The 23,548-nt window shown below is 64.7% G+C and carries 21 protein-coding genes and 1 tRNA gene; 6 read left to right on the top strand and 16 right to left on the bottom strand.

The window, feature by feature from the left end; genetic code table 11:
• Positions 1 to 215 precede the first annotated feature (215 nt).
• Positions 216 to 1,280, bottom strand: coding sequence for a tRNA epoxyqueuosine(34) reductase QueG (gene queG / locus FHW96_RS19930; RefSeq protein WP_253951093.1), 1,065 nt, complete (start codon positions 1,278 to 1,280; stop codon positions 216 to 218).
• A 53-nt stretch (positions 1,281 to 1,333) separates the two neighbouring features.
• On the opposite strand from queG, the gene FHW96_RS19935 reads away from it, so the two are divergent.
• The 3 genes from FHW96_RS19935 (at position 1,334) to msrB (ending at position 4,060) form a co-directional block, all read left to right on the top strand.
• Entirely contained in the window at positions 1,334 to 2,293 is a 960-nt protein-coding gene (locus FHW96_RS19935) for an ATP-binding cassette domain-containing protein (RefSeq protein WP_172342334.1), read from the top strand.
• Positions 2,290 to 3,543: an ABC transporter permease gene (locus tag FHW96_RS19940; RefSeq protein WP_253951094.1), complete on the top strand. Its 1,254-nt coding sequence runs from the start codon at positions 2,290 to 2,292 to the stop codon at positions 3,541 to 3,543. The genes FHW96_RS19935 and FHW96_RS19940 overlap by 4 nt, the downstream gene beginning before the upstream one ends.
• 106 nt (positions 3,544 to 3,649) lie before the next feature.
• Positions 3,650 to 4,060: a peptide-methionine (R)-S-oxide reductase MsrB gene (gene msrB / locus FHW96_RS19945; protein ID WP_253951101.1), complete on the top strand. Its 411-nt coding sequence runs from the start codon at positions 3,650 to 3,652 to the stop codon at positions 4,058 to 4,060.
• On the opposite strand, the gene FHW96_RS19950 is transcribed toward msrB, so the two are convergent.
• Genes FHW96_RS19950 through FHW96_RS19960 form a run of 3 tightly spaced genes read right to left on the bottom strand, consistent with a single transcriptional unit; the run spans position 4,057 to position 7,714 of the window.
• Positions 4,057 to 5,769, bottom strand: a complete 1,713-nt coding sequence (locus FHW96_RS19950; RefSeq protein ID WP_172342336.1) for a hypothetical protein — start codon at positions 5,767 to 5,769, stop codon at positions 4,057 to 4,059. The two genes, msrB and FHW96_RS19950, sit on opposite strands and share 4 nt — an antisense overlap.
• A complete protein-coding gene (locus FHW96_RS19955; RefSeq protein WP_172342337.1) occupies positions 5,766 to 6,176 on the bottom strand; it encodes a GtrA family protein in 411 nt (136 codons plus the stop codon). Before FHW96_RS19955 ends, FHW96_RS19950 begins: the two co-directional genes overlap by 4 nt.
• Complete coding sequence (locus FHW96_RS19960; protein WP_172342359.1) at positions 6,176 to 7,714, bottom strand: NAD(P)/FAD-dependent oxidoreductase; 1,539 nt, start codon at positions 7,712 to 7,714, stop codon at positions 6,176 to 6,178. Before FHW96_RS19960 ends, FHW96_RS19955 begins: the two co-directional genes overlap by 1 nt.
• A 218-nt stretch (positions 7,715 to 7,932) precedes the next feature.
• On the opposite strand from FHW96_RS19960, the gene FHW96_RS19965 reads away from it, so the two are divergent.
• Positions 7,933 to 9,633 (top strand): hypothetical protein, encoded by a 1,701-nt coding sequence (locus FHW96_RS19965; RefSeq protein WP_172342338.1) that lies wholly within the window; start codon positions 7,933 to 7,935, stop codon positions 9,631 to 9,633.
• Here the strand turns inward: FHW96_RS19965 and FHW96_RS19970 are convergent.
• The 7 genes from FHW96_RS19970 to FHW96_RS20000 all read right to left on the bottom strand — a co-directional run bounded on the left by FHW96_RS19970 (position 9,620) and on the right by FHW96_RS20000 (position 14,363).
• Positions 9,620 to 10,711: a glycosyltransferase family 4 protein gene (locus FHW96_RS19970; protein WP_172342339.1), complete on the bottom strand. Its 1,092-nt coding sequence runs from the start codon at positions 10,709 to 10,711 to the stop codon at positions 9,620 to 9,622. The genes FHW96_RS19965 and FHW96_RS19970 overlap by 14 nt on opposite strands.
• 245 nt (positions 10,712 to 10,956) lie before the next feature.
• Positions 10,957 to 11,343: a GtrA family protein gene (locus FHW96_RS19975; protein ID WP_172342340.1), complete on the bottom strand. Its 387-nt coding sequence runs from the start codon at positions 11,341 to 11,343 to the stop codon at positions 10,957 to 10,959.
• A complete protein-coding gene (locus FHW96_RS19980) occupies positions 11,340 to 12,038 on the bottom strand; it encodes a class I SAM-dependent methyltransferase (protein ID WP_172342341.1) in 699 nt (232 codons plus the stop codon). The genes FHW96_RS19975 and FHW96_RS19980 overlap by 4 nt, the downstream gene beginning before the upstream one ends.
• Positions 12,038 to 13,285 carry a glycosyltransferase family 2 protein gene (locus FHW96_RS19985; protein ID WP_371815765.1) on the bottom strand — a complete coding sequence of 416 codons (1,248 nt, stop codon included), beginning with the start codon at positions 13,283 to 13,285 and terminating at the stop codon, positions 12,038 to 12,040. Before FHW96_RS19985 ends, FHW96_RS19980 begins: the two co-directional genes overlap by 1 nt.
• A 33-nt stretch (positions 13,286 to 13,318) precedes the next feature.
• Positions 13,319 to 13,403 (bottom strand) — tRNA-Leu (locus FHW96_RS19990).
• 139 nt (positions 13,404 to 13,542) lie between these two features.
• Positions 13,543 to 13,821, bottom strand: coding sequence for an integration host factor subunit beta (locus FHW96_RS19995; protein WP_172342343.1), 279 nt, complete (start codon positions 13,819 to 13,821; stop codon positions 13,543 to 13,545).
• Between the two features lie 188 nt (positions 13,822 to 14,009).
• Positions 14,010 to 14,363, bottom strand: coding sequence for a GntR family transcriptional regulator (locus tag FHW96_RS20000; RefSeq protein ID WP_172342344.1), 354 nt, complete (start codon positions 14,361 to 14,363; stop codon positions 14,010 to 14,012).
• Between the two features lie 105 nt (positions 14,364 to 14,468).
• Here FHW96_RS20000 and FHW96_RS20005 point away from each other — a divergent pair, with 105 nt between their 5' ends.
• Positions 14,469 to 16,277 carry a peptide MFS transporter gene (locus tag FHW96_RS20005; protein ID WP_172342345.1) on the top strand — a complete coding sequence of 603 codons (1,809 nt, stop codon included), beginning with the start codon at positions 14,469 to 14,471 and terminating at the stop codon, positions 16,275 to 16,277.
• Between the two features lie 16 nt (positions 16,278 to 16,293).
• Positions 16,294 to 16,980: an NnrU family protein gene (locus FHW96_RS20010; protein WP_172342346.1), complete on the top strand. Its 687-nt coding sequence runs from the start codon at positions 16,294 to 16,296 to the stop codon at positions 16,978 to 16,980.
• A 251-nt stretch (positions 16,981 to 17,231) separates the two neighbouring features.
• On the opposite strand, the gene FHW96_RS20015 is transcribed toward FHW96_RS20010, so the two are convergent.
• The 5 genes from FHW96_RS20015 to rpe form a co-directional block, all read right to left on the bottom strand.
• Entirely contained in the window at positions 17,232 to 17,738 is a 507-nt protein-coding gene (locus FHW96_RS20015; RefSeq protein WP_172342347.1) for a Fur family transcriptional regulator, read from the bottom strand.
• 19 nt (positions 17,739 to 17,757) lie between these two features.
• Positions 17,758 to 18,435 (bottom strand): peptide-methionine (S)-S-oxide reductase MsrA, encoded by a 678-nt coding sequence (gene msrA, locus FHW96_RS20020; protein ID WP_172342348.1) that lies wholly within the window; start codon positions 18,433 to 18,435, stop codon positions 17,758 to 17,760.
• Between the two features lie 321 nt (positions 18,436 to 18,756).
• Entirely contained in the window at positions 18,757 to 20,331 is a 1,575-nt protein-coding gene (purH, locus tag FHW96_RS20025) for a bifunctional phosphoribosylaminoimidazolecarboxamide formyltransferase/IMP cyclohydrolase (protein WP_172342349.1), read from the bottom strand.
• Between the two features lie 340 nt (positions 20,332 to 20,671).
• Positions 20,672 to 22,546 (bottom strand): heparinase II/III family protein, encoded by a 1,875-nt coding sequence (locus FHW96_RS20030; RefSeq protein ID WP_172342350.1) that lies wholly within the window; start codon positions 22,544 to 22,546, stop codon positions 20,672 to 20,674.
• Positions 22,547 to 22,549: 3 nt separating this feature from the next.
• Positions 22,550 to 23,212 (bottom strand): ribulose-phosphate 3-epimerase, encoded by a 663-nt coding sequence (rpe, locus tag FHW96_RS20035; protein ID WP_172342351.1) that lies wholly within the window; start codon positions 23,210 to 23,212, stop codon positions 22,550 to 22,552.
• Positions 23,213 to 23,548 lie beyond the last annotated feature (336 nt).

Below are 23,548 nucleotides of genomic sequence, written 5' to 3' on the forward strand. Positions count from 1 at the left end.
GACCCTCGCGCTCCCATTACTGTCTGCGTTGCGCAAGGGGTTCGGTGTTTGGTGTCGAACTCGCCATTTGAGATTTCAAAGCCTGCGGCGCGGACAGGAATGCCTTCGCCGCGCCGCAGGCTTTATTTTTATCAACGCCGCCAACCACACCCCCATTAACGGGATTGCAAAGGGCCCCCGCCCTTTGCCCGCCGGAGGCATAAGCCCTCAAAACTCTACCTCAACCTCTCCAAAGCCCACACCGCCGCCTCGGCCACCGCCTCATCCTCATCGCCCAGCAAAGCCTCGACCGCCCCGATCAGCGCCGCATCCCCGCTGTTCCCTGCCGCATAGAGACAGTTGCGGACGAAGCGATTGCGTCCGATCCGTTTGATCGGCGAGCCGGAGAAGAGCAGCCGAAACCCGGCATCATCGAGCGCGAGCAGTTCGCCGATGCGCGGCGCGACCAGTTCGGCGCGGGGCAGGAAGGCACGGTGGCGCGCGGCGGCATCGGCAAATTTGTTCCACGGGCAGACGGCGAGGCAATCGTCGCAGCCATAGATGCGATTGCCCAGCGCCGCACGGAATTGCTCCGGGATCGGCCCTTTATGCTCGATGGTCAGATAAGACACGCAGCGCCGTGCATCCAGTTGATAGGGCGCGGGAAAGGCCGCGGTGGGGCAGGCATCCTGACAGGCATGGCATGATCCGCAGCGGTCGCGCCCCTGCTTGTCCGGCTCAAAGGTCAGCGTGGTATAGATCGCGCCGAGGAACAGCCATGAACCATGCTCGCGGCTGACCACATTGGTGTGCTTGCCCTGCCACCCCAGCCCTGCGGCGGCGGCCAGCGGTTTTTCCATCACCGGGGCGGTATCGACAAAGACCTTGACCCCGATCTCGCCCAATCCTGCCTTGGCCGCCGCATCGACCAGCCAGCGGGCCAGCGCCTTGAGCGCCTTTTTGACCACATCGTGATAATCGGTCCCTTGCGAATAGACCGAAATCCGCGCCCGATCCCTATGTTCGGCCAGCGCGAGCGGATCATGGGCAGGCGCATAGCTCATGCCCAGCGCGATCACGCTTTGCGCCTCGGGCCACAATCCTTGCGGGGATCGGCGGTGGTGCAGTCGGTCCGCCATCCAGCCCATCTGGCCATAGGCCCCGGCCTCCAGCCATTGTTCGAGGCGGGCCGCGCGGGTTGCATCCTCCTGCGCCGCCGCCACGCCAAACGCGGCAAAGCCCAGACGCGCCGCTTCTTGGCTCAAGGCTTTTTGCAGAGAGGGGATGGCATTGTTAATCAAGGGAAGGCTAGATCCTGTTACGGGCATGACCCGGAGGCTTAGGGGAACCGCAAGTGCTGAGCAATGATTGGGCCATTGAGGCACGCGGCCTCGTCAAACGATTTGACGGGTTCACCGCCGTCGATGGCGTCGATCTGTCCGTGCCGCAAGGGGCGATTTACGGTATCCTTGGCCCCAATGGCGCGGGCAAGACCACGACCTTGCGCATGTTGCAAGGCATCATCGACCCCGATTCGGGGATGCGCCGCATTCTGGGGGCCGACCGGCCGCATGATGTGGCCCATCGCATCGGATACCTGCCCGAGGAGCGCGGGCTTTACCCCACGATGAAGACCTATGAGGCGATCGCCTTCATGGGCGCGCTGCGCGGCCTGCCTCTGGCCGAGGGGCGCAGGCGGGGCAAGGCGATGATGGAAGAGCACGGCCTGTCCTATGCCATCGACCGCCAGATCCGCCAGCTTTCCAAAGGCATGGCGCAACAGGTGCAGATCCTTGGCACGCTGGTTCATAATCCCGATCTGGTGATCTTTGACGAACCTTTCTCCGGCCTCGACGCGCTCAATCAGGGCAAGCTGGAAAAGATGATCCGCGCGCTGGCCGCGGGTGGGACGACGGTGATCTTTTCCACCCATGTCATCGCCCATGCCGAAAGATTATGCGACGAAGTGGCGATCATCGCCGGGGGCCGGGTGCCTTTCGCTGGACCGGTGGACGTGGCGCGCGACCGCATCCCGGCACAGGTGCGCCTTGAAACCCGCCAGACGCAAGGGCCGTGGCGCGCCGCCTTGCCGCCCGATGCGCGCCCGGACCATAAGGCCGACCGGGGCGCCTTGTGGTCCTTCCCCCTGCCCGACAGCGGGGTCGAGCCCTTGCTGCGCGCGCTTATCGAGGGTGAGGCGGGCATTCTCTCGCTCTCCATCGAGCGCGCAGGGCTCCACGACGCCTTCGTCGCCATTGCCGGAGAGGCCGCCGCCCGCGCCCTTGGCCAATCGAGCGAAGAGGAAGCGGCATGATGCATCCCCCCCGCCATCAGGGTCGCCTTTCCACCCTTGCGGGCGCCTTCGTCGTCGCCCGCCGTGATTTCGTCGCCATCCTGTGGAGCCGCAGCTTCATCTTCTTTCTGCTGGGGCCTTTATTCCCGTTGTTTGTGGGGGCCATGGCGGGCAGCATCGGAGCCCATGTAGAAAATGCCGTCGATACGCCGCAAATCGGCCTGATGATGGCGGGCGAGGATATTGATGCGATGCTGACCGCGCGCCATGCGCTTGAACCGGCGCTGCGCGATGATCTGCCCGATCTGGTGGTGGTGGCGCGGCTGCGCCCGGGCGAAAAAGCCGATCCACGCGGGGCGCTGGCGGATAAGAGCATCAATGGCGGGAATCTCTCGGCCATCATCTCCGGCACGGCCAAGGCGCCGGTGCTGACCGGTACGCCGGGGCGTCTGGCCGCATGGCAGGGGCCGGTGGCCCTGATCGCGGCGCGCGCCACGGGCCATGGGCCGGATGTGCTGCCCGATGTGGCGCTGGCCCCCACGGCCACCTCCACCGCCGCGCAGGCGCATAATCGCGTACTGACCGCGCAGGGCGGGCAGACCTTGCTGTTCCTTTTGACCATGCTGCTGGCGGGCATGGTGCTGTCCAATCTGATGGAGGAAAAGGGCAACAAGGTCATCGAGATACTGGCCGCCGCCATCCCGATGGAATCGGTGTTTTTCGGCAAGCTCTTCGCCATGCTGGCGATCAGCTTTGTCGGGATCGGCGTCTGGGCGGTGTCGGGGGCGGCGCTCTCGATGCTGGGCTGGGTGCATATTCCCGAGCTGGTGACGCCTGCTCTGGGCTGGCCTTTGTTCATCGCGCTGGGGGTGGCCTATTTCGCCATGGCCTATCTGGTGCTGGGCTCGATCTTTCTGGCCATCGGCTCGATGGCCAATTCAGTGCGCGAGATCCAGACGCTGAACATGCCCGTCACGATGGGGCAGTTGATGGTGTTCTTCTTTGCCTCCTATGCGATGGCGCGCCCCGGATCGGGGATCGAGATCGCGGCGATGGTGGTGCCCTTCTCCTCGCCCTTTGCCATGCTGGCGCGCGCGGCGATGCAGGAGGGGCTGTGGCTGCATCTGGCGGCCTTGGGCTGGCAGGCTTTGTGGGTGGCGATCTTTGTGCGCGGCGGTGCGGCGCTGTTCCGCAAGCGGGTGATGAAAAGCGGGCCGCAGGGGACGGGGCAAAAGCGAGGCCTGATCGCGGCCTTGCGCGGAAAAAAGTGAGCGCTTGAAACTTTCTCGCTTTCCACCACGTATAAGAAGCAAAGGGAGAAATGCCATGCGCCCCACCCGCCGCCAACTGATGATCGGCCTTGCCGCCGCCGCGCTGATGCCCGCGCGCGCATGGGCTGCTTTTCCGCTGACCCTGCCCGATGCCGAATGGCGCAAGCGGCTGACGCCCCAGCAATATAATGTGCTGCGCGGCAAACAGACCGAATATCCCTTCACTTCGCCGCTGCTGAAAGAGCATCGCAAGGGCACCTTCGTCTGCGCGGCGGACAATCACCCGCTCTTCGCCTCCTTCACCAAATTCGATTCGGGCACAGGCTGGCCCAGTTTCTGGAAACCGCTCGACGGCGCGGTGGGCACCAGCACCGATCACGAACTGGGCTATGCCCGCACCGAGGTCCATTGCGCGCAATGCGGGGGCCATCTGGGCCATGTGTTCGACGATGGGCCGCGCCCCACGGGGCTGCGCTATTGCATGAACGGTGCGGCGATGAAATTCGTCCCGGCCTAGAGAACCCGCCAGACCTGCAAGCCATCGCCCCGCGCCGCCGCCGGCACCAGCCATGACGGCACCCGCCCCGCCAGCAATTGCGCCGCCAGCCCCTGTGGAGCCTCGCGCGCATAGATCTGCGGCTCGCCCAGATCGGGGCAGAGCGCGACATAAGCGATATGATTGGCCCGGATGATGCCGCGCGCCTGATCGGGCGCGGCGACAAAGGCGGCAATCACATCATGCATCCCGCGCGCGCCGCGATGATGGCCGGTGGCCAGCACGCTGTCCCGGCTGCCCAAGAGCAGGTCCGGCCCGATGTCGAGCGGGGCCAGAATGGTCCCCTGCGGCAAGGCGTTCAGCACGGCGGCATGGCGCCGCGCCTCGCAGGCCGAAACGCGCTGCGCCGATGGAGCCGCAGGGCCTGACACCTTATGCGGCACCATGCCCCAGACCGTGATCGGCGCGGATGGCACCATGGCCGCGACAATCCCCAAAACCGCGATCGGCCGCCCCCGCCGCGCCGCACTCAACCATTCTCCCACCAGCCAGGCCAGCGGCACCGCCGCAAAGGCCCCCGCCACAGCCCCGGCCCGCGTCACCAGCAAGGCCACGCCCAGCGCCCCGCCAAGGAGCAGCGTATATTCCTGCCACCATACGCGCTCCTCGCCCGCGCTGCGCCGGATCAGTTGCACGCAGGCGAAAAGCGCGAAGAGCGGCGGCACCACGGTCTGTAAAGCGGTCGCCCAATCCTGCCGCCATACCGGCAGCCCCTCGGCCACCTGCTGATACCACAGGCGCTGGACCAGCGGGTCGAGCATGTTGAAACTGCCCCCCCGGCATTGCGGGGCAAGGCCGAAATAGAGCGCCAAAGCGCCCGCGCCCGTGACGGCAAAGCCCATCAGCGCCGGGCCGCGCCACACACGCAAAACCACCGCAGCCCAGACGAACATGGCCAGATGCACCGGCGCAATCGCATCGCAATGCTGCGCCCAGTCGCCCCAGCGCGTGACCGCGAAGCAAGCCAGCGACGCGCCCGCCAGCCCGGTGGCGAAATGCGCCAGCCAATATTTCGTCTCGCCAGCGCGCAGCCAGCGCCACGCGCCCAGCGCGCCAAACACCACCGTCAGCGGCAATCCCTCAAGGCTGATCGACAGGCCGATGGCCAGCGCCGCGCCCGAAATCCATCCGCCGATCCGCGCATGGCGCGTCATCAGCCCTTGCAGCGCCAGCATCGCGGCGGCCACCTGCCAGCCATGATGGTCGATCCGCATGGGCCTGATCTGCGTCACCACCGGCACCGACATGGCCAGCGTCAGGCAAGAGAGCGTCGCGGCTTCCGCCCCCAGCCTTTCCCACGCCACCCGCGCCACCAGCACCAGCACCACAGCCAAAGTCACCATCGGCACGATCAAAAGCGCCGCCATTTCCGCGCCCACCCCGCCCAGCAGGGGTCGCAAGGCCAGCACCACCATCGCCAGCGGCACATCGACAAGGCGCGACCAATGCATCGCCACCCCGCCATGGGCCGGGTCGATCCGGTGCTGGGTAACGTCAAACCAGCCTTGTCCGCCCAGCCAATCGCGCAATTCGACCAGCCGCAACGCATCGTCAGGATCGGGGAAACGCCCCGCCGCAATTGCCCCTGCATTGGTCAGCAGCAGCAGCAAAACCACCAGCCCGTAGGCCAGCGCCGCCCGTTTCAGGAAATCGCGAATATCGCCCCTCATGCCGCCGCCAACCGGGGTTTGAAGATCACCAGCGAACGCAGCAGCCATGTGGCGATAAAACTGACGCCCACCGCCACGATTTTGGCGAGGCGCGGATCGAACCCGGCCCTTGCGCCGATCCCGACAATCCCCACCGTCAAGCCCAGCCCGACCAGCGCCGAGCCCACAAAAAGCAGCTTTTGCACCCAGCGCGCCGGGCCATCCGCCACCGCAAACACCGCCCGCGCGCAAAGGCACCAATGCACCGCCACCCCCAGCCCATAGGCCAGCGCCGAGGCTGGAGCCGCCATCACGCCAAGATGCAGCAGCAGCATAAAACTGCCCATATCCGCCCCCAGCGCCACCACGCTGACCCCCAGATAGCGCAGCGCCCGCGCCCCCAAGAGGACAGGAATCAGGTCACGCATCAGGCCGCACGTTGCCTGTCATCGGCCAGCCTTTGCGGCACATCGCGGACCGAGGCCAGCGCGGCGGCCTGATCGGGGGTCGGGGCCACGCTGGTCTGCGCGCCTTCATCGCCCGCTTCGTGATATTCGGCATCCTCATTCACGCGCCAGATGTCATAGACCCGCGCGCCCGCCTTGATATTTTCCACTGTCAGCATCGCGGTCATCATCGCGTGATCCTGATTGTTGTATCTGTGCATGCCGTTGCGCCCCACCATATGCAGCGTGGGGAAGCGCGCCTCAAGATCAGCGCGCATGGCGGACACATGCTCGGCATAAGTCTCGTCATAGACCGGATAGGCCTTTTCCTGACGCACGACCGCGCCGCCGATCACCTGATCCGCGCGGACAAGGCCAAGGATCTCCATTTCGCGCGTGGCAAGGGCGATCAGATCCTCATCGCTTTGCGACCACAGGCCATCGCCTTCAAAACAGAAATATTCCAGGCCCACGCAGGCCACCCCGGCATCGGGCACCATTTCTGGCGACCAGCTGCGGAAATTCTGGATGCGACCGACCTGAACCTTGGAATCATGGATATAGATCCAGTTGTCCGGAAACAGATCGTCCGACCGGATCTTCAGCGCCACGGTCAGGAAGTCGCGATATTTCAGCTCCATTGCCTCAGGCAGGCTGACAGGCAGAGGATGGATGCGCCCGGCCAGTTCGCGCATCGGCGCGCTAGAAATGACATGGGCGGCATGGATCACCGTTTCGCCCTCGCCGTGGCCGGCCGAAACGCGCCATCGCCCGTCGGCGCCTTGCGAAAGCTGTTTGAGGCTATGCCCCATCAACACCTGCCCGTTCCCGCTGGCGATCACATGGTCGCGCGCGGCCTCCCACATCATGCCCGGCCCAAGGCGGGGATAGCGGAAGCTTTCCAGCAGCGTCTTGGTCGCCATCCCGTCATTGGGGCGCCGGTTCAGGCCAAGGCTGCGCTTCAGCCCATCGACCACCGCCCCCCAGAGCGACAGCCCCTTGATCCGCTGGGCCGCCCAATCCGCGCTCATCTCGTCGCAGGGCATGCCCCAGACCTTTTCGGTATAGGTCTTGAAGAAGATCGAGAACAGCTTCTGCCCGAACTGGTTGACGGTCCAGTCCTCAAAGGATTTGACACTCTTGCGCGGAAACACCTGCGCCCGCGCGAAGCTGGCCATGCAGGCCGCGCTGCGCCAGAGGCCCAGATTGCGCAAAGCCTCAAACGCGCGCAGCGGATAGGAGTAGAATTTGCCCTCGTAATAGATCCGGCTCATGCGCGGGCGCTGGATAAAGTCATCAGGCAGGATCTCGTTCCACAGATCGACCACCGCCTGCGATTTCGAAAAGAACCGGTGGCCGCCGATGTCGAAGCGATAGCCTTCATGCTCGACCGTGCGCGAAATGCCGCCGACATAGCGCTCATCCTTTTCGATGACCGCCACGCGAAACCCCGCCTTGGTGAGCAGATAGGCAGAGGTCAGCCCGGCCGGACCTGCGCCGATGATCGCCACATCGACCATCGCGCCCTTGCCAGTCCCACCCGTTTCAAGGCCGCCCAAAACCATCTGATTCCCCAATTTCCGTCCTCTTTCGGGGTGAAGGAAAATGGGAAACATTTCGTTAAGCAGCCCCTTGGACCCACGCAAATATGCCTAATTCCGCCGCCGCAAGCGACCGCTGGCCATTTGCCCCGCGCTGGGGCAGGATGGGGTCGGTTGGGTAATATAGGGCGGGTCGGATGGGGAATGATGCCGCGCCGGGGGGCCGATGGCTGCCGGTGTTGATGGTTGGGTGGGCGCTGGTGGTGGCGGGCCTGTGGCTGGCCGCGCCGCCCGCGCATCCCGAAATCACCGTGTTCTATCGCAAGCTGCAGGATCAATGGCTGCTGCTGGCGATGCTCTGGGCATGGGCCGGGGCGGGACTGGCAGTGTGGCGCGGGCCGATCGCAAAGCCGTGGCGGATCGGCGCGCGCGGGGTCTGGGCATTGGCGGCGCTGGCCGCGCTGACGGCGGCGGCGGGGCATTATATGGTGCTGTCGGGCTATGACCTGAGCCGCGATGAGCAGATGGTCAGTTTCGATGCTGCGATCTATCGCGCGGGGCGACTGGCATGGCCGGTGCCGGTGGAATGGCGGGGCGATATCCCCGCGCTCAACACTTTGTTCATGATGCCGCTGGCGCGGCCTGCGGCATGGGTTTCGACCTATCTGCCGGGCAATGCGATGCTGGAGGCGCTGCTGGGCCCGATCAAGACGCCGCTGTTGATGGCGGTCTCGGTGCTGGCGCTCTGGCGCGTGGGGCGACGGTTGCTGGGGCCGGATCAGGACGCGCTGGCGGTCATGATGGCGCTGTTCCTGCTTTCGGGTCAGGTGCTGTTTTCGGCCATGAGCCGCTTTGCCATGCCCGCCCATCTGGCCTTCAATCTGGTCTGGCTGTGGCTGTTCCTGCGCGACACGCGGCGCTGTGATCTGGCGGCGCTGGCGGTGGGCTTTGTCGCCACGGGGCTGCACCAACCGCTGTTTCATCCGATGTTCGTGGCGCCATGGCTGGCGCTCCTGCTGTGGGAGCGGCGCTGGGGGCGGCTTGCACTGTTTGTCGGGGGCTATCTGGCGGCGGGCCTGTTCTGGCTGTGGTGGCCGCATATTACGCTCGATGCGGTGCGCGGGCCGGATTCGGTGCTGGTCGAGGCCGGCAGCGATTATGTTTCGCGCCTGATGGAAACGCTGGCGCAGAACAGCGACAATGGCACGCTGATGGCGGCCAATCTGCTGCGCATGGCGGCTTGGACACATCCCGCGCTCTGGGTGCTGGCGGCTATCGGCGCATGGGCTGGGCGGCGCGACGGGCGGGTGCTGGCGCTGCTGGGCGGGGCGGTGATCGTGGTCGCGGTGATGGGGCTGATCCTGCCCTATCAGGGCCATGGCTTTGGCTATCGCTATCTGCACCCCATGCTGGGCAATGTGGCGCTGCTGGGCGCGCTGGGCTGGCAAAGTCTGGGGACGGCGTGGCGTGACCGGCTGCGCGGGGGGTTGGTGGCCCTGTCGGCGCTGACGCTGCTGGTGCTGATCCCGATGCAGGGCTGGTTTGCCCATCGCCTTTATGGCGCCTTTGCCGATGCCAGCGCGAAGATCGACGCGGTCCATGCCGATTACATCATCATCGGCAATTATGACGCGCCGCTCGCGCTCGATCTGGGGATCAACCGGCCCGATCTGTCAAACCGCCCGCTGCGGCTGATCGAATATGGCTATGACGATCTGGAAGAGATGGCCCCGCGCCTTTGCGCCCATGGCGAGACGGTGGCCCTGCCCGCGCGCAGCTTCTATTTCGGCATCGGCCGCGCTCTCAACATGATGCCCGGTCGCACCACGGAGCGTCGCCGCGCATGGCACACGCAGGAATTCACCGATGCCGGGTGCAAGGTGGTCAGCCTGCCATAAGCCTCATGATCGCGCGCGCCATCGCCGCCCATGAATAGCGCTCGGCCGCCCATGCCGCCATTTGCGCGCGTTCGGGCAAGGTAAGGCCGGGCGCATCCAGCATCGCGGCCATGCGCGCCGCGCTGCCGTCAGGATCGCCCAGATCGACCGCAACCCCGCGCAGGAATTGCCCCGCCTCCGGGTCGGCCAGATGCGTGGGCGCACCGCAGATCACCGGCAGACCGCAAGCCATCGCCTCCTGAATCACCAGCGGATAGCCCTCGCCCACGCTGGGCAGCAGCAGGCAATCGGCGCTGCGATAAAGCGCGGCCAATTGCGCAGGGCTTTGCGGCCCCAGATCATGGACATTGGCCAGCCCCCATGAAGATGGCTGGATCGGTCCGGCGCCTGCCAGCATAAAGCTGATGTCCGGGCGCATCGCCGCCACCGCGCGCAGGATCGAGAGGCCCTTCTTTTCCACAAAGCGGCCCACGAACAGCACCCGCCTTTTGCCTTCGGGCAGGCCCTGCGCCGCCGCGCCAAGGCGCGAAAAGACCTCGCCATCCACTCCGTTGAACAGCAACGCATAATCGCGCCGCGCCGGATCGCCCAGCAAATCGCGCCGCACCGTGTCCGAAATGAACACCACCCGGTCCGCCGCGCGCAGCATCGGGCGGGTCACCACCGCATTGGCCAGCGCCATCACCCCCCGCATCACGCGCGAGGCAAAGGGAATGCCCGCAATATGCTGGATCAGCACGGTGCGGCGCCCGCGCAACTTGGCCATCACCATCGCCAGTATCGAAGTCACATAAAGCGCATCATGCACCACCACCGCATCGGAGCGCCCCACCGCGCGCCACAGCGCCGCCATAGCCCCCGGCCCCGGAATCGGCATGGGCAGGCCCGTCAGCTTCTCCGTGGGGTTTGCGCAGGCCAGAGAAAGAGCGGGAATATCCGCAGGCGGCGCATCCTGCGCGCTGGCCGCCCATGTCACACCCGCCCCCTGCGCCGCCATCTGCCGCGACAGATGCCCCGCCACGCGCTCTATCCCGCCAAGGTGGCTTTCGAAAAAATGGCTGACCATGAGGATGTGCATATGTGGGCTTTAATCGGTTTGCCTCCGGCGGGCAAAGGGACTTGTCCCTTTGCAATCCCGTTAATGGAGTGGCGCATGGTCGGCGGCGATAGGTTTGAGCCATTGTTGATAAAGCCTGCGGCGCCAGTCAGCGCAATCTCTCCGCGCCGCAGGCAGTAAAACCCTTGCGCAGCACGCAACAACCCAGCGCATCCCCATAATGGGATTGCAAAGGGCCCCCGCCCTTTGCCCGCCGGAGGCAAAACCTACTTCTTCACAATCGCCCACCGCGAGAGCAGAAAATTCGCCCCCACCATCAGACAGGAGGCCAAAGGCGCGGCATAAACCATGGCCAGCCCCACCGGCCCACGCAACACCCATGTCACGCCAAGGGCCAGCGGGGTGTTGGTGCTCATGGCCAGAGCATAGCGGCCATAGCGGCCAAGGCTCATCGGTTCACGAAAGGTCAGATGGGAGTGGAGCGCATAGCCGACGAGGGAAACGAGGACGAAGGACAAAGCAAACCCCACGCTGGAGATGGCCAGCGGCCCCTGCCCTCGCATCGCCCAATCGGTCGCGATCATTACACCGTTATGCAGGGCAAGGCATGTGGCCGCGACAAAACCATAGGCCAGCCCGGTCCGAAGGCTCATGAAGCCACATGCGCCCGGACAAGATAGACGCAGGCATTGTCATCACGCATGGTCGCAGGCGTAATCGCATCCTCGACCACGGCGCGCGCGTTCATCACCACCGCCAGCGCGCCCGCGATCAAAGGCCCGACCACCGGCACTTTCTTCAGCACAAAGGCAAAGGCCGTCAGCCGGATCATCGTCGTAGTGGCCAGCGGGCCGCAGATCGAGTGCATTTCCTCGGTCACGATGCCGCGCGTTTCAAGGTCCAGCACAAGGCCCGTGCGGGTCCAGCGGCGGTGGTCCTCCGGGTGCGGGTGATAGAACCAGCTGCCATGAGTGGACAGGATGAGCGTGCCGCCGTGCTTCAGCAAACGGCGGATTTCCGCGCAATAGGCGTCCAGATCAGGCACATGCTCGAAAACCTGCGCCGAAAGGATTGCGTCCACGCTGTGATCGGGCAATGGCACCCGCCCGTCCGGCCCGATCGGCAGCTTGCCCTTGGCCACGGCGTCCGCGTCAATATCGGCCGGGAGATAATCCAGCCCCAGCCCGCGCAGCAGCGTGGCATAGGGCATATCGCCACAGCCCAGATCGACGATGCTGGCCCCCTTGGGCAAACGTTCGGCCTGCGCCCGGATCAGTTTCGACAAAGGCCCCAGTTGCAGCCAGTCGGTATGCCACATCGAGGGCGAAACGCGGCGCGCATCATGCATCACAGATCTTCCTCACCCGGCACAAAGGCCGCATCATGGCCCGCGATGATCGCCAGCAGAAACCCGCCCAGCGCGGTCTGCACCCCGATGGCGCCCGCCGCTGCCGCCACCACCAGCGGCAGCACCGAGGGCAGCGGCAGATAGCCCCCCGCCCGCCAGTTGATGCCGATCACCGCCAGCGCCGCGCCCGAAAACACCATCAGCCCCAGCCCCAGCACCAGCGCATGTTCGAGCGTCAATATCGGGCTGAACCGGTCGAACCAGTTGTTGAGATCGCGATAGCCGGTGCGTACGCCATAGAAATGGGTGGCCATGGCCATGATCGCGGCAAAATGGCCCACCGTCAGCAGGAACCCGGACAGAATGGTCCAGCCTGCGCCCACCACCGGATTGCCCGCCAGCCAGCCCATGTCAAAAGCCATGGCCACGCCCAGAATGACCACCGCCGCCAGCATCGCGATCAGCGCGGGCACGCCAAACACCCATGTGGGGCTGAGCATCAGCAGATAGCGCAAATGCCGCCACCCATCGCGCCAAGGCCGCAAATGCGGCGCCCGGTCGCGCAGATCGGGTTGCAGCTTGGCCGGCACCTGTTCGATATGCAGCCCGCGCAAAGAGGCCTTGATCACCATCTCGCTGGCAAATTCCATGCCGGTCGAGGAAAGCGCGCATTCCTGAAAGGCGCGCTTCGTGATCGCGCGGATGCCGCAATGCGCGTCATCAATCCCGCTGCGATAAAACAGGTTCAAAATGCCCGTCAGCACCGGATTGCCGATATAGCGGTTTTTCCATGGCATCGCGCCCTTGGCGATGCCCCCGGCAAAGCGCGACCCCATGCAAAGGTCCGCGCCCTCGACCAGTTGCCCGATCATCGCCACGCCATCGTTGAAATCATACGAGCCATCCGCATCGCCCATCAGCAGATAGCGGCCATAGCCCCCTTCGCATCCGCCGATCAGCGCCGCGCCATAGCCGCGCCGGGGCACTGCCACCACGCGCGCGCCCTGCGCCGTGGCATAGGCCTGCGACCCATCAGTGCTGCCATTGTCGGCGATCACGATTTCGCTGCGCAATCCATAGGCCACCTCGATCCGGTGGGCGGCTTCCTTGGCATTGGCGATGCAATGCGGCAGGCTCTGAATCTCATTGAGACAGGGCATGATGATCGAAACATCCACGCCCCCATCGGCTACTGATCTACCCGCCGCTGGATCGCCCGCCACCGGGCCGCCTGCTTGCTCGTTCACCGCATCACCCCGACCCTTATGGCGCATCTGCGCTGGTACGGACGGCGGGACTCGAACCCGCACGAGCAAAGCTCAAGGGATTTTAAGTCCCTGGCGTCTACCATTCCGCCACGTCCGCAAGGCAGGACCACGGCTCTGGCAGATCGGCGGGCAAACGGCAAGGGGGCCAAGATCACCCACCCATTCGACCAAATAAAAAGCGCAGGCACGCCCCCCGGCCGCCTGCGCCTTTTACATCCCTGTGCGGTTACGCTGTCTCAGACGTTGAGCCGCGCGCGCATTTCCTTACCCGGCTTGAAGAAGGGCACCTTCTTGCCCGGTACATCCACCGCCTCGCCGGTGCGCGGGTTGCGCCCCTTGCGCGGATCGCGTTCGCGCGTCGAAAAGGCGCCAAAGCCGCGCAATTCCACCCGGCCGCCATCGGCCAGACGCTGGGCGATTTCATCAAAAAACACATCCACGATGCGTTCCACATCGTCGGTGCGCAATTCAGGATTGGCCTTTGCCAGTGCCTGCAACAGTTCAGATCTGATCATGAACAAACCCCCTCTGGGCCGCGGTCCCATTCCAATGGCCCGACCGTTCAAACAACCTCTCTCCGGCGCGAGTCTTTTTGCCCGGCTCGGAAGGGTTTATGTACAGAACTTCAAGACTTTGTACAATAGCGCCCCTAGGTGCAATACGGTAGGGCGCCTTTGGCCAGCGATGATCCCGGCGCGGCGCGTCAGGCCAAAGGAACGCTATCGTCCAACAGGTCGTTAACGCGCAGGCCCAACCGGGCGATCCGCGCCATCACCTCGGGCCATTCATTCTGCAAAAACCGTTTTTTTTCAGCCGCAAGCAGCCATTCGCGCGCGCCCGGCGCAACAATCATGCCCACCCCGCGCTGCACCTCGACCAGGCCATCAAGCTGAAATTGCTGATAAGCCTTGGCCACGGTCAGCGGATTGGCCCCCTGTTCGGCCGCCAGCGCGCGCACCGATGGAAGCATCGCCCCTTCGGGATAGGTGCCGTCGATAATGGCCGCGGCGATCATGTCGCGCAGCTTGAGATAGACCGGGCGGGTGCTGGCTGTCATGGCGCATCACTGCCATAATACAGCGCCTCACACAAGCGCGACCATCGCAGACACCGGGCAACTTGGCGCTTTCCTTTGCTTACTTCGATGTTAATTTGCGCCCCCATGACGACACCTTCCGACGCCGCCCCATCAGGCGCCACAGGCCCGACCGCCGGCCCCACATGGATGGGCCATCCGCGCCCGCTGGCCCGCCTGTTCGCCATCGAGATGTGGGAACGCTTTGGCTATTACGGCATGCGCGCGCTGCTCATGCTCTACCTTACCAAACACTTCCTGCTGGGGGATCGGGTCTCGGCGGGGATCTATGGCGGCTATACCGCGCTGGTTTACCTGACGCCGCTGATCGGGGGGCTGCTGGCGGATCAGTATCTGGGGTCGAAACGGGCGGTCAAATTCGGCGCGCTGATTATGGCGGCGGGCTATTTCGCGCTGGCGCTGGGGGGGGCTCCGGCCCGGCCATGGGCCGAATATGACGGCGTGCGCCACCCGATCGAGGTGGCCCATTACCGCGACGGGCCGACCAGCGCGGCCAATGAAACCCGCGCGGTGATCGACCATGGCCGCCCCCTGCTCATCAAAGGGCAGGAGGACGGCAGCATCGACCTGATCGCGCCCGATGGTTCGCCAGAGGGTTTGATCGTGCGCCATCTGGCCCCCGGCGTGCTGCACGAAGGCGCGGACCGCGACGAGCTGCGTCTGGCGATCACGCTGATGGCGCTCTCGGCGGTGGCGGTGGGCAATGGCTTTTTCAAACCCAATATCGCCACCATCGTCGGCCTGCTCTATGCCGATGGGGACCAACGCCGCGATGCGGGTTTCAGCATCTTCTATATGGGCATCAACCTTGGCTCATGGCTGGGGCAAATGGCCTGCCCTATACTGGCCGACCATTTCGGCTGGGGGACGGGGCTGGCCTCGGCAGGCGCAGTGATGCTGATCGCATGGGCGATGATGCATTACAGCCAGCGCAGCCTTGGCGGATTGGGCGAGCCGCCCGTGACAGCGGGGCGCGATCCGGCGCTCTGGATCTATCCGGCGGCGATATTGGCGATTCCGGCCTGCTATTTCCTCTTCACCAATCTGATGCATGCCCCGGCCCCGGCGGCGGGCGAAGGCTTTGTCGGCTATCTGATGGGCCTGCCGGTGATGGGCAAATTGCTCTGCGCCACATTCGGCATCAGCCTGCCCGCGATCCTGATCTGGTCCTGGCGCGCGGGCAGCCGGGCCGAATTCGAGATGATGCTGGCCGCGATCATCCTGATGGTGTTCAACACCGTGTTCTGGAGCCTGTTCGAACAGGCTGGATCGTCGTTAACACTGTTTGCCGACCGCAATGTGGATCGCTCGGTGTTTGGCTGGTTCGAAATGTCAGCGCCCGGCACCCAACAGTTCAATGCCATCGGCATCATCTCGCTGGCCCCGGTGATGGGAGCTTTGTGGTCGGTGCTGGCCCGGCGCGGGTGGGAGCCTTCGATTCCGGTCAAGTTCAGCATGGGGCTGATCGGCGTGGGGGCGGGGTTTCTGTTCCTCGTGCTGGGCACGCATTTTGCCGGGGCCGATTACCGGGTCGGGCTGGGCTGGCTGGCGGGGCTTTATCTGATTCATTCGGTGGCCGAATTGTGCATCTCGCCCGTCGGCATGTCGATGATCACCAAACTTTCCATCGCGCGCGTGGTGGGGCTGATGATGGGGGCGTGGTATCTCTCGCTGGCCATGGGACAATATGGCGCGGGCCTCTTGGCGCAAATGGCGACGGTGGAAACCGTGGGCGGTCAGGTCACCAATCTGAAGCTCAGCCTCGATACCTATGTCGGCGTGTTTACCCAGATCGGGATCGTGACCATCGGCGTGGGGCTGGTGCTGCTGGCTCTGTCGGGGGCGATCAGGAAATTGATGCATGGGGTTAGCTGAGCGGGAGTGAGCTGAGATGGATCAGGCGTTTTCATGGCTGCTGACCGGGGCGATGGCCTTTGTCGGATCGCATCTGCTGATGTCGCACCCGTGGCGCGCGGGACTGCTGGCGCGGCTGGGCGAAAAGGGCTTTATGGGGCTCTACTCAGTGACCTCCTTTGCCACGCTGGGCTGGACGATTGCCGGTTTTCGCAGCGTCGGGCCGGGCGGCGTGCCGCTCTGGGACGGCACGGGCGAGGCGCTCTGGATCATCGCCAGCCTGCTCTCGCTGATCGGCATCACGCTGCTGCTGGGGTCTTTGCACGGCAATCCCGCCATGCCCCAGGTGCCGGGCGAGAAAATCGCCGCCGCGCGCGCCACAGGCGTGTTCGCCGTCACCCGCCACCCGATGATGTGGGGCATCGCGCTCTGGGCGCTGGCGCATATTCTGGTGGCGCCCACGCCCCGCGTCATCGTGCTGATGGTGGCTATGGCCGCGCTGGCGCTGATCGGCGCGCGGCTTCAGGATGGGAAAAAGGCCCTGCTGCTGGGCGCGGCATGGGAAAGCTGGAGCGGGCAGACATCCTACTGCCCGCGCTGGGTCGCTTTGGCGCGGATTTCTCCGCTGCTGTGGGGGATCGGGATCGTGGTCTGGCTGGGGGCTACGTTTGGGCATGTGCATGCCAACCATGTGCTGGCGGGGGTTTGGCGGTGGGTTTTGTGAGGTTTATGCCTCCGGCGGGCAAAGGGCGGGGGCCCTTTGCAATCCCGTTACTGTCGGCGTGGCGTAATGGCTCGGGGTTTGGTGTCAGACGCGGCGTTTGAATTTTTAAAGCCTGCGGCGCCAATCAGCGCAACCTCGCCGCGCCGCAGGCTTTCAAACCCATCACGCCCCGCCGCAAACCTCACGCCACCCCATTAATGGGATTGCAAAGGGACGAGTCCCTTTGCCCGCCGGAGGCACCTTAAAACCCCTCACTCCGCGCCTGAAGAACACTCCCCACACATCCCCCGCAATTCCACCACCGGCCGTACATCGGCAAACCCGGCCTCGCGCGCGGCCTGAATCAGCGCCCCGGTCAGGCGGTCATCGTCGATATGCACGGCCTTTCCGCATCCGTCGCAGATGAGGAAGATGCAGTCGTGGCGGCATCCGGGGTGGGGGTTGGCGATATAGGCATTGGCGCTTTCGACCCGGCGGGCCAGATTGGTGCGCACGAACAGGTCGAGGATGCGATAGACGCTGTTGGCGGCCACGCGCTTGTCGCGGGCTTTGGAAACGGCCTCGGCGATGTCATAGGCGCTGGCGGGTTTGGCACGTCCGGCAAGGGCGTCGAACACATCGCCGCGCATTTCGGTCCATTGCTCGCCTGCGGTTTCCAGCGCGTTGCGCGCGGCGATGACAAGGCCCTCGCCACTGTATTCGCGATGGCGGGGATGCTCGTGGGCCTGTTCGTGGGCGTGATCGTGGGTAGCGCTCATGACGCACCTATAGCCCAAATCAGTTGCGGGTGAAATCAGCCTTATATTCGTCCGGGAACATCTGTTTGAGCGCAGCCACCTTGGGCACGTCCCAATAGGCGATATAGGGGTGGGTGGGGTTGAGGACCGCGAAATCCTGATGATATTTCTCGGCCGGATAGAACTGGCGCAAGGGTTCGATTTTGGTGGCGATCCGGCCATGCCACAGGCCCGATGCGGCAATCTGGGCCAGATAGGCGCGGGCGGCCTTGTCCTGTTCGGGACCGGTGGGGATCAGCGCGCTGCGATATTGCGGGCCGATGTCGGGGCCTTGGCCATTGGCCTGCGTGGGGTCGATGATGACGGAGAAGAAGATGCGCAGCAGTTCGTCATAGCGCACCTGCGCCGGGTCATAGGTGACGCGCACCGCCTCGGCATGGCCGGTGTTGCCTTGGCCCACATCGTCATAATGCGCGGTATTGGCCGCCCCGCCGTGATAGCCCGAGACCGCGCTGGTCACGCCCTTCACATGGCTGAACACCGCCTCGACGCCCCAAAAGCAGCCGCCGGCAAAGACCGCCTGTTTCAGACCGGGCGTTTCCTGCGCCGGGGCAGATGCCACGGGGGCCGCTATCGTGTGGGTATTGGCCGCATCGGCGTTCTGGCATGCGGCCAGCGCCATCGCGAAAGGCAGGGCAAAGAGGAAGCCCCGCACCATGCTACTGGCTTGCGTGAGCCGGGGCGGCGATCGCCTGCCCCACAAGACCGGTCAGGCCACCGGGCCCGGCGGACATCACAGCAACAATCAGAGCGCCCCCCAGCGCAAAGCCAATAGCGAAAGAGCGAAACAAATCGCGGTTCAAGAGGCGCATCAGAATAGTCCGGGAAATTGACTGTCGGCCAGCCAGATGGGGATGATTCCCGAAATGTCTAGACCATCCCACCTGAACCTTGCGCAACACCGCGACCAAGTGAGGGCAGTTTGCGACGAAATGCTGCAACGCAAAGGTGCGTTGCAGCATTGCATCAGATCAAGCTCTTAATGGCGGAAATGGCGCATCCCGGTAAAGACCATGGCAAGGCCCGCTTCATCGGCGGCCTTGATGACTTCATCGTCGCGCATCGATCCGCCCGGCTGGATCACCATGGTCGCGCCCGCTTCCACCGCAGCCAGCAGGCCGTCGGCAAAGGGGAAGAACGCGTCGGAAGCCACCGCGCTGCCCTTGGTGCGGGCCTCGGCAAAGCCGTGGGTTTCCGCCGCTTCGGCGGCCTTGGCGGCGGCGATGCGGCTCGAATCGCGACGGTTCATCTGGCCCGCACCGATCCCGGCGGTCACGCCTTCCTTGGCATAAACGATGGCGTTCGACTTCACATGCTTGGCCACGGTCCAGGCAAACAGCGCGTCCTGCAATTCCTGTTCGCTGGGCTGGCGCTGGGTCACGACCTTGAGATCATCAAGGGTGATGGCGCCATTGTCGCGGTTCTGAACCAGCAGACCGCCCGCAATCGGCTTGGCGATCAACCCGCCACGCTTGGCATCGGGGATTTCGCCGATCAGCAGCAGGCGCAGGTTCTTCTTCTTGGCAAACACCGCCTTGGCATCGTCATTGGCGTCGGGCGCGACGACCACTTCGGTGAAAATGCCGCTGATCGCTTCGGCGGTCGGGCCGTCAAGCGGGCGGTTGACGGCGATGATGCCGCCGAAAGCCGAAACGCTGTCGCACTTGAACGCCGCCTCATAGGCCTCAACCAGCGTTGCCGCCGTGGCGACGCCGCAGGGGTTGGCGTGCTTGACGATCACCACGGTCGGCTCGGCATCGCGGAATTCGGCCAGCAATTCGAGCGCGGCATCGGCGTCGTTATAATTGTTGTAGCTCAGTTCCTTGCCCTGAACCTGCACGGCCTGGGCCAGACCTTTTTCCTTGGCGCCATGGGGCACATAAAGCGCGGCGGCCTGATGCGGATTTTCGCCATAGCGCAGCTCCGAAACACGCGCGCCGGTGATGGCGATCGTCTCGGGGAAGGTCTCGCCCTGATCGACAGTGGCAAACCACTGGCTGATCGCGCCGTCATAGGCGGCGGTCAGCGCGTAAGCCTTGGCGGCAAACTTGCGGCGCTGGGCCAGCGTGGTTTCGCCACCCGCCACGATGGCATAGTCGGCCGGATCGGTGACGATGGCGACGAAATCGTGGTTCTTGGCCGCGCTGCGCACCATCGAAGGGCCGCCGATGTCGATGTTCTCGATGATCTCTTCGCGCGTGCCGCCCTTGGCCACCGTCTGAACGAAGGGATAGAGGTTGACCACCACCAGATCGATCGCGCCGATCTCATGCTCGTTCATGCTGGCCACATGCTCTGCATTGTCGCGCACGGCCAGCAGGCCGCCGTGAACCTTGGGGTGCAGCGTCTTGACGCGGCCGTCCATCATTTCAGGGAAACCAGTCAGCTCGGAAATGTCCTTCACATCCAGCCCGGCATCGCGCAGCGCCTTGGCCGTGCCGCCGGTCGAAACCAGCTCAACACCCTTGGCGGCCAAGGCCTTACCCAGATCAACAAGGCCCGTCTTGTCCGAAACAGAGAGCAAAGCCCGGCGAATGGTGACAGTGTCAGTCATGGGTGGAGTCGTCCTGTGAAGCTGCGTGTTTGGCGCGGCCCTTAAGGATTTTGGCGGTTTTGGGAAGGGTGAAGGGGGATTTTTTGATAAGAAAGGAAGGATTGAATGCGAGGGTCTAGACCCTCGCGCTCCCATAACTGTCTTCGTTGCACCACAGGTTCGGCCGTAGGTATCGGACGCGGCGTTAGAATTTTGGAATAACGCGCCCTCTCCGCGCCGCAGGCATTAAATTAAACCGCTTCGCGGATCAGCCCACCCCCGCAAACCTAGCGCCACCCCAATAATGGGATTGCAAAGGGCCCCCGCCCTTTGCCCGCCGGAGGCAAAAAACCTATCCCAATCACCCCATCTTCTTCAAAATCCACGAGAAGCTCCCGCCCCCGCGCGACACCATGCCCTGAATGACCAATTGCTGCACCGGCACCGGGCGCCCCTGCCCATCGGCCCAGATCGATTCCTCAATGGCGATTTCGCCCCCGCCGCTGCGGAACTGCCAGTACGATCCATCGGGCAGCGCCATGCCCACGCCCTGCTTGTCGTCGGACAGGCCGACCTCGATGCCGGGGCCGAGGTGAAAGCGCAGCGCATAAGAGACCATGCCGCGCTTGCCCTTGCGCCCGGTGGGCACCAGCAGATCCTCGCCGCGCAGTTCGGTGCCGTCGTCGCGCAGAATCAGGATGCGGCGATGCGTCAGGCCATAGCGCCCGGCATAGCCGTCGTGGCTGGCCTCCAGCCGTGTCGCGCCCCATGTCCGCCCGGATGTGCCGTTGCGTTCGCCCTCGATGCTGCGGCGGTCGACCTCGACCTCGGCCACGCCCGAGCCAAGCCCGCCGTTGATCAGCACCGCCGTCGAATTGGCGTCGTCCAGCACCAGCGTCGAATGCGCCGCCGTGGCGCGCAACCCCTGTTCCAGCCGCACCGGCATCAGGCCGCCCGCCGCCGCGCCGCCGCCGCAATTGATGATCACGCGCTGTCCGGCATGGCTCAATTCGAACGCCAGCGTCGAGGCGCAGCCATTGCGCGCATGGCGCGTCAGCGGCGGGGGCGCGGCGTCGAACTGCAACACGCTCTTGCCGGCCACCACGCGCTGATAACCCCATTGCCGCACCTCGCGCAGGGGCCTTGTGCGCACGCCCGTCGCCGCGATCAGCGAGGAAACGTCCGAGGCCGACACCGCCCATCCGCCCTGCCAACTGCCCAATGCGCCATCGCCATGCGTCAGCGCCAGCAAGGGCGGCACCATCAGCGAGAGGATCGATTCCAGCGCAGCGGGCGGTTCGCGCCGCGTCGCGCGATAACAGGCGATCAATTGCACCAGGAGCGCAATCGCCTCCATCTGGCCCAGCGGGCTGCGCGCCATGCAGCCGCCATCATCGCCCAGCAATTCACCCAGCGAAGCGATCAGTCCGGCCTCGCCATAAAGCCTGCGCGGGCGGCCATCGGGCAGCAGCAGTCCGGCCCCGACAATCGCGCACCAGCCCGCCACCTGCGCCAGCGTATCCTCGCCCTTGGTCACATGCCGGTCCAGCCAGCGCGCATGATCGGCCATCGCCCCCAGCGTCTGCACCCGCAGCGTCTTGTCGCCGCCCGAAAGCAGCAGCGGCGCATGGACCAGCCAGCCCAGCAGCCGCGCGCCCGTATAGGCCACTGTCCACGCCGGGCCCTTGCCGGGGCGCGAGGGCGGCTTGGGATTAGCCATCAGCCAGGCGGCCAGAATCCGTTCGGCCACCGGAGAGACCTGTTCACGCGGCCCCGCCGCCTCCAGATCGGCCATCCAGTGAAACCCATGGACCATGCGCTCGAGCGGAGGCACCAACCGGCCCGCGCCGGCCAGATCAAGCTGAGCAATCGGCTGTTTCAGCCCATGGACCAGAAAATGCCCGGAGCGCAGCGCAGCGCCCGCCGCTTTGTCGCCCGCCAGCGGATTCGTCACCGTGGCCAGCAATTTGGGCCGCGCGGGCTTGCGAAACGGCGCCGTCAGCACCTGTCCCGGAACGCCGATGCGATAGGCCAGCCGGATCAGCCTTTCGCCCGCGCCCAGCGAAGGCGGCGTAAAATCGGCCAGCGCCAGCGCGCGGCCCGGTTCGACCACCTGCGCTGACGCCTCGTTGGTTTCGACGCTTTCGCCTTCGTCCAGTGTCGGTAATGGGATAGCCTGCCCCTTGCCCTTCCCCGCCTTGCGGGGCTTGCCCTGTGCAGACATATCCAGGTTCATGGTTCAGCCCAACCCTTTCAGCGCCGCGATATTGGCGGCATAGTGATCCGGCCCGCCCCGGAATGTGGCCGTGCCCGCCACCAGAGCATTGGCCCCGGCCGAAACGGCCAGCGGCGCGGTGGTGGTGTCAATGCCGCCATCCACCTCCAGATGGATCTCGCGCCCCGTCTTGTCGATCATCTTGCGGATCGCCTCGATCTTGCGCAACTGGCTGGAGATGAACTTTTGCCCGCCAAAGCCGGGGTTGACGCTCATCACCAGCACCAGATCGATGTCATCGATCAGATAGTCGAGCATCTTGGCAGGCGTGGCCGGGTTGAGCGAGACGCCCGCCTTGCAGCCTGCGGCATGGATCGCCTGCACGGTGCGGTGGCTGTGCGGCCCGGCCTCGGGGTGGAAGGTGATGATGTCGGCGCCCGCATCGGCAAAGGCCTGAATGTAGGGATCGACCGGCTGGATCATCAGGTGGACGTCGAAGATCTTCTTTGTATGGGGGCGCAGCGCCTTGACCACCATCGGCCCGATGGTGATGTTGGGCACGAAATGGCCGTCCATAACGTCGACATGGATCCAGTCGGCACCGGCCGCGTCAATCGCGCGCACTTCCTCGCCCAGCCGGGAAAAATCGGCGGAAAGGATCGAAGGGGCAATCAGAGGCAAGCTCATCACACCAGTTCCACACAAGTTGATGCGGCGATAAACGCCATGATTCGCGCAGTCACAAGCACGTACTTCTCCATTTTCCACACACTTATCGCCGCAGGGCGGCTTGGTGCAGGCAAAAGCTGCGGATTTATGCGCCTTTCGGCGCGTCAAGCCTCCGTTATTCCCGGCAAAGCGACATAAACCAGACCTGCTTGCAGTTTTCTGGGGAAAAACCGCCAGGCCCGCCGTCGGGCATCGGCGCCAAGCTGATGGGGTGGACGCCCCCCGACGGCATCGATGTGCCATAGTGGAGGTGTTGAACACCACTGAAGGAGGCGTCCGTGTCGGAGGTTATCA

Source organism: Novosphingobium sp. SG751A (assembly GCF_013149295.1).
Classification (GTDB): domain Bacteria; phylum Pseudomonadota; class Alphaproteobacteria; order Sphingomonadales; family Sphingomonadaceae; genus Novosphingobium.

Coding starts and splice junctions, on each gene's coding strand:
- FHW96_RS20010 (WP_172342346.1), top strand. CDS start 16,294: ATGGATCAGGCGTTTTCATGGCTGCTGACCGGGGCGATGGCCTTTGTC.
- FHW96_RS19940 (WP_253951094.1), top strand. CDS start 2,290: ATGATGCATCCCCCCCGCCATCAGGGTCGCCTTTCCACCCTTGCGGGC.
- FHW96_RS19995 (WP_172342343.1), bottom strand. CDS start 13,821: ATGATCAGATCTGAACTGTTGCAGGCACTGGCAAAGGCCAATCCTGAA.
- purH (WP_172342349.1), bottom strand. CDS start 20,331: ATGACTGACACTGTCACCATTCGCCGGGCTTTGCTCTCTGTTTCGGAC.
- FHW96_RS20005 (WP_172342345.1), top strand. CDS start 14,469: ATGACGACACCTTCCGACGCCGCCCCATCAGGCGCCACAGGCCCGACC.
- FHW96_RS20030 (WP_172342350.1), bottom strand. CDS start 22,546: ATGAACCTGGATATGTCTGCACAGGGCAAGCCCCGCAAGGCGGGGAAG.
- FHW96_RS19955 (WP_172342337.1), bottom strand. CDS start 6,176: ATGCGTGACCTGATTCCTGTCCTCTTGGGGGCGCGGGCGCTGCGCTAT.
- msrA (WP_172342348.1), bottom strand. CDS start 18,435: ATGGTGCGGGGCTTCCTCTTTGCCCTGCCTTTCGCGATGGCGCTGGCC.
- FHW96_RS19950 (WP_172342336.1), bottom strand. CDS start 5,769: ATGAGGGGCGATATTCGCGATTTCCTGAAACGGGCGGCGCTGGCCTAC.
- rpe (WP_172342351.1), bottom strand. CDS start 23,212: ATGAGCTTGCCTCTGATTGCCCCTTCGATCCTTTCCGCCGATTTTTCC.
- FHW96_RS20015 (WP_172342347.1), bottom strand. CDS start 17,738: ATGAGCGCTACCCACGATCACGCCCACGAACAGGCCCACGAGCATCCC.
- FHW96_RS19960 (WP_172342359.1), bottom strand. CDS start 7,714: ATGGTCGATGTGGCGATCATCGGCGCAGGTCCGGCCGGGCTGACCTCT.
- FHW96_RS19970 (WP_172342339.1), bottom strand. CDS start 10,711: ATGCACATCCTCATGGTCAGCCATTTTTTCGAAAGCCACCTTGGCGGG.
- FHW96_RS20000 (WP_172342344.1), bottom strand. CDS start 14,363: ATGACAGCCAGCACCCGCCCGGTCTATCTCAAGCTGCGCGACATGATC.
- FHW96_RS19975 (WP_172342340.1), bottom strand. CDS start 11,343: ATGAGCCTTCGGACCGGGCTGGCCTATGGTTTTGTCGCGGCCACATGC.
- FHW96_RS19965 (WP_172342338.1), top strand. CDS start 7,933: ATGGGGAATGATGCCGCGCCGGGGGGCCGATGGCTGCCGGTGTTGATG.
- FHW96_RS19980 (WP_172342341.1), bottom strand. CDS start 12,038: ATGCATGATGCGCGCCGCGTTTCGCCCTCGATGTGGCATACCGACTGG.
- msrB (WP_253951101.1), top strand. CDS start 3,650: ATGCCCGCGCGCGCATGGGCTGCTTTTCCGCTGACCCTGCCCGATGCC.